The following is a 5,674-nucleotide window of genomic DNA, read 5'->3' as shown; positions in this document are numbered from 1 at the left end:
CTGTAGTTCTTTGACCTGGTTCTGAAGCGCACGATATTCTGATGCCGGAACGACATCTTCCTCGGCAGCGGTTGCCGTCAGAGCCCCTTGGGTGGCAAGATTACGCGAGGTGAACAACTGGTTCGGCTGGATGCCATAGCGGCGAGCAACAATGCTCACCGTGGCGTCCGCCTCATAAGTCTCCTGAATAATGGCAAGCTTCTCTGCCGTCGACCAGCGACGGCGGCGCTCAGGGCCGGACAGGACTTCTATCTTAGGACTGTGACTGGTCATAATGGGCACATTACCTCGCACACTTGTTAAGTGGGAGATCCTGTCCGGATATTTATGGGGCCATTACATCATCTACAATCAACCGCTTGACGACGGACTCGAGGTCTTCGATCGCGATGCTCGTAAGGAGTTCTAATTGGTGTTCCATGAAGAAATGGTCGCCGGCGCAAAAATGAGCCTTGAACTCCTTCGTGGTATGCTCTTTCCAGCCGAAAATTTGGTCGCCCGTAACATAGGGATCGATGCGGCCGCCGACCGCAGTGATGGGAGCGTCGAGCGGAGGATGAGAACCGTAGCGATAGGCGTTGTTGATCGCATAATCGGCTTGTATAATCGGAAGCATCACCGCGCGCATCTCGGGATCTTCAAACAGCGCCTTATTGTTGGCGAAATTTACCTCCTTTAGCATCTCAACGAACTCGCTCTCGTTGAGTTCGTGTTCGGCCCTGCCGGTCTCGTGATTGAACTGCTGGACATCGATGGCGAACTGGTCGTCATTGTAGCTCTGCGGCGAGCGAGCACCGGCCACGAAGAAGTGTTCCGGCTCCAGGCCGTGATCGCGACGCACCCGCTGGGCAACCTCAAAGGCCTGCACGGCGCCTAAGCAAAACCCGAAGAACGCGAACGGTTTTTCCTTAAGGTAAGGAAGCATCTCCGGTACGATGCCGTCGACCACGTCCTCCATCCTTGCCCAGTAGCCTTCTGCCAGGCGCGCACTGCGGCCTGGCATCTGCACGATGCCAAGCTCGATATGATCAGGCATCTTGTCGATCCAGCGCTGGAATACGAGGGGGCCGCCGCCGGCGTACGGAAAGCAGATAAGGCGGATCGGGGCGTCGGGCTTCGGGCGCGGAATGATCACCGCGCTCTTGTTGTAGCCCTGAGCGCTGTCGACCACGACTGGCGCTGTCAGTACCGCCTTTCCACCCCGGAGAGCGGCGGTCACCTGTGTTTCAGTATCGGCCGCCATCTCCGCGATTGAGGCACCCATCACGAGCTTCTGGAGCGAAACCTTGATGCCGGTCTTGGCGAGTTCGTTGCGAAACTCAATTGTAGCCAAGGAGTCGAAGCCCATCTGGTTGAGCGATGCGTCCATCGGAAGGCTGTCCGGATCGGCGATCCCCAGCACACCGGCGACTTCTCCGCGCAAGAAGCTTTCGATCGCGCGACCCCGTTCGCTTGGCGCGACCAAGCCAAAGAGCCTCGCAAGTGGGTCTGTCGCCTCGTCGTTATTGGCCGTCTGCGGATTCTTGTGCACATTCATCAGAGGCGTGAGCCAAGCGGGCGGCTTCCCGTACTGCTTTTTGGCAAAACGTTCCCACAGGATCGGTGCTGCGGTGAGGGTGCCAGTCGAGGCGAACAGGCCCCCCAACCGCTCGATCGCCTCCCGATTGCGGATCGCGAGCAGGCCGAGATCCGTCAGACGCTTGCGCAGGCATTCGTCCAGTCCGGATGCCATGCCGGCTTCCGCCCAGGGACCCCATTCGATGCTGACACCTGGCAGACCCTCGGCGTTGCGGCCCTCAACAATGCGGTTCATCGCAGCATTGGCCGCCACGTAGGCCGCTTGACCCTTCATACCGAGAAGCGCGCTAACCGAGGAGAAGCACACGAAGAAGTCAGGTGAGAATCGACGGCTTGCTTTGTCGAGTACTAGGGTACCCTGGAGTTTGGCCAAGAGAGCGCGTTCGAGCTCACTCGCGTCCTCAATAGATCCGAGGGTGGCATCCTGAACGATGCCAGCGGTGTGGACAATCCCGCCAAGTTGATGGCCCGCCTCCGAGAGATCGGTTAGAATTCTTTCGACTCCGGCCTGGTCGGCGATGTCAACCGCGTGCGCCTCGATCTCAGCGCCGGAACGGCGCAGGGCTTCGAGCCGTCTCCGTTTGGCGCCGTCCGCGACGTCCCTGTTGAGAAGCGCGAGGCGGCGCGCACCACGATTGATCAGCCATTCGCCCACTAGCGATCCGAGAGCGCCAAGCCCGCCCGTGATGAGATAGGTCTTCTGCGGATCGACCGAGCAATCCGTACCGACATCGCTGCATTCGCTGAGGCGTAGCACGTACCGCTCCTCGCCGCGCACGGCGTAGGCGGTCTCCGACCCAGAGCCACCGAAGATAATGCCGACCGCGGCCGCGATCTCCGCATCGCTCGGATCCGCGCTGAGATCGATGTCCCCTCCCCACAGATCGGGTTGTTCGCTCGCCAGCACCATCGCCAATCCATGCAGGGAGGCGCTGACCAGTGAGGCGGGACGAGCTGCGTCTGGAATTGGTTTATCTTTTTGGGGCACGGTCCGGCCGGCTTGGCCGACGACCCAAATTTTCGCCCTCGCCAGATTGCAATGCTTGGTGGCTGTCTGAACCGCCTGGACAAAATGCGTCAGGGTGGCGGCGTGGCTGTGCGCCGCCTCGCCGATCTGTCCACTTGACGCGCCTTTCGGGCTCTCATGGGCTACGATGATTCCGGCGACATACCCGTCCAGCACACCGCCAATGAGACCTTTTTCGATGTTCGAGAGAACGACCGCTGTCTGTTTGGCTCCTTCGCTCTTCCCCTCGATCGCGTGGGCTAAACGCCCGGCGAGACCCAGGGCATTGCCGACGATAAACCAGACTGCCTGGTCTTTCGGCGGTTGCGGCGCCGACTGCTTTTCCACGTGCCATTCGCGGCGGCAGTGCCATGCCAGCCGGTCACTTGGTTTCGGGTCGATCCAGTGATGCTGACGCTCGAAGGGATAGAGGGGAAGATCGACGAACCTGCGTTCATTATCCGGCAGATCGGTGAGCGTATCGATCGTAAGGCCGCCGAGGAAAAGGCGGCCTGCCGTCTCGGCGAGGACCTCTTCGTCATTGCGGTTGCGATGCAGGCTCGAGACGAATTGCGACGGCGAGGCAAGGCCATCTAGGGCCGCCTGCGCAATCGGAGTTAGGACCGGGTGCGGTCCGATTTCGAGGAAGAGATTCGCCCCAATTTGTTCCGCCGCTATCATGCCCCGATGGAACAGAACGGGCTGGCGAACGTGTTCGGTCCAGTAGCGGGCATTAGCGACGTTTTCGCCAGCGACCTTACCCGTCATCGCACTGATCAGTCGCCCGTCTGGCTTGGAAAAATCGAGGGTGCTCGCGAACGCCTCAAACTCTTCGAGAATCGGATCCATGAGATGCGAATGAAAGGCGTGCGAGACCTTCAACTGTGTTGTGCTGACGCCTTCTTTCTTGGCGACCTTGATCAGCGTTTCAAGCGCGTTCGTCTCGCCCGCGACCACCGTATTGGCTGGTCCGTTCTCGGCTGCGATGGCGAGCTCGACTTCGGCGTCCCGGATCATCTGATGGGCTGTGTTCGCATCAGCCGTCAATGCGACCATGCCGCCATTGCGCGGAAGCCTACCCATCAATTCGCCGCGCTTGGTAATCAGCTTCAGGCCGTCCTCCAATGAGAACACGCCGGCAAGATAGGCCGCCACGTATTCTCCGATGCTGTGGCCGATAACGATCTTTGGGACAAAGCCCTTAGCCTTGAAAACTCGGGCGAGTGCGAGTTCGATCGCGAACAGGGCGGGCTGGGTATATTCAGTATCGTGAACGAAATGGGCGAGCGTCCCGTCACCGTAAAGGATCTCGCCCAACCCGTGTTTGCGAAGCCGTGAGATTACCGCGTCACAGGCGTCGAAGGCTTCGCGGAAGATCGGATTGCTCTCGTAGAGTCCGCGCCCCATATCTTCGCCCTGGCCGCCCTGTCCGGTGAACAGCGCGGCGGGAACCACGTGTTTGGAGACGTCAACACGGCCATAATCGCTTGCGCGAAGACTCTCGGCCAACTCCCTAGTTGTCCGACCGGTCGCGAAACTACGATACTCAAAAGCGCGGCGGGCGGTGTTCGCAGTGAAGCAGATGGCGTCGCGCTCGCTGGGCTGTGCGGTCTCGAGTCGCAAGGCAAAATTCTTCGCCATGGCGCGCAGGGCCTGTGGCGTGCGTGCCGAAATGTTCAGCGTACGAGGGACGTCCGGGTGGTGCGGCGCATCGTTCGGCTGAGATGAACCGCCCGTCTCGCTCGGTGCTTCTTCCAAAATGACATGGGCATTCGTTCCGCCCACGCCGAACGAACTGATGCCCGCGCGCCGCGGACCCTCGGACGTCCAGGGCACAGCGCTCGCCGGCACGACAAAGGGAAGGCGATCGAAGTTGATCTCCGGATTGGGCGTCTTGAAATTGACCGCCGGCGGCAAGGTTCGCGACTTCAGTGCCATGACCGTCTTGATTACACCCGCGACGCCTGAAGCGGCGATCGTATGGCCGATATTGGCCTTCACCGAACCAAGGGTGATTGGCGCGACATCCGCCGGCAAACCAGCAAAGACTTCGCTGAGGGCTTCGATCTCGATCGGATCACCCAGTTTCGTGCCCGTTCCATGCATCTCCATGTAGGAGATTGTTTCCGGCGCGAGCGAGCTGTTCATGAGTGCTCTTGCGACGACGCTCGATTGGCCCTCGATGCTCGGCGCCGAAAAGCTGATCTTGTCGTTTCCGTCATTGTTGATAGCCGATCCGCGAATAACAGCGTGGATGGTGTCACCCTCGGCAAGCGCGTCATCGAGACGTCGAAGCGCAAGCACGCCGACGCCACTCGAAAACACCGTGCCGCTGGCCTCGGCATCGAACGGACGGCAGTGCCCATCGCTTGACAAGATCATGCCCTCTTGATGCCGATACCCAGCACCGTCGGGGATAATTGCCGTGACACCGCCCGCCAGTGCCAAGTCGCATTCGCCGTTATGGAGACCGCTGCAGGCCAGATGTAGACTTACGAGTGAGGTCGAACAAGCTGTTTGGACGTTGACGGCAGGGCCGATGAGGTTGAGGCGATGGGCCGCCCGAGTCGCTAGGTAATCCTTATCGTTTCCCAGCATGGCCTGGAAGCCGGACATTGTGTCGAGCATGCCTTCCTTGCTGAAATCGTGCGAGCCGGCTACGATTCTAGCAAAATAGCTATTCGGGCCGGAGCCGGCATAGATGCCCGTTGTCATCTCGCTCGAACTGACGGCGTAGCCAGCATCTTCGATGGCGTGCCAAATGCTTTCCAGGAATAGTCGGTGCTGCGGATCGAGGAGAGCCGCCTCACGAGGCATGATGCCGAAGAAGTCAGCGTCGAAGTAGCTGAGGCCCATAAGCGGGGCGCCGTGGCGGATATAATCGTCTGCTTCCCAATCCTCGGGCTCGACGCCCGCGCCGGCGAGTTCAACATCCGACAACTGACGGACGCTCTCGCGTCCGGCAATAATGTTTTCCCAGAACGCCTTGGGCGTATCAGCATCGGGGAACCGGCAGGCCATGCCAATAATTGCGATGGGCGTAGCTCTGTGAATGGGGCCGTTCATTTTCACCTCGTCTCTGCTCCGGTC

At 60.0% G+C, this 5,674-nt stretch carries 2 protein-coding genes; both read right to left on the bottom strand.

Annotation, left to right across the window (positions count from 1 at the left end):
- A partial coding sequence (locus EM858_RS26870) for a transposase (protein WP_164865591.1) occupies positions 1-273 on the bottom strand: 273 nt, incomplete at its 3' end.
- 52 nt (positions 274-325) lie between these two features.
- Positions 326-5,650, bottom strand: a complete 5,325-nt coding sequence (locus EM858_RS26865; RefSeq protein ID WP_127758566.1) for a type I polyketide synthase — start codon at positions 5,648-5,650, stop codon at positions 326-328.
- Between the last annotated feature and the right edge of the window lie 24 nt (positions 5,651-5,674).

This window comes from Agrobacterium sp. CNPSo 2736, assembly GCF_004005385.1.
Lineage (GTDB): Bacteria > Pseudomonadota > Alphaproteobacteria > Rhizobiales > Rhizobiaceae > Agrobacterium > Agrobacterium leguminum.
The sequence above is the reverse complement of the archived record's forward strand: the minus strand, read 5'-3'. Positions and strand labels throughout refer to the sequence as shown.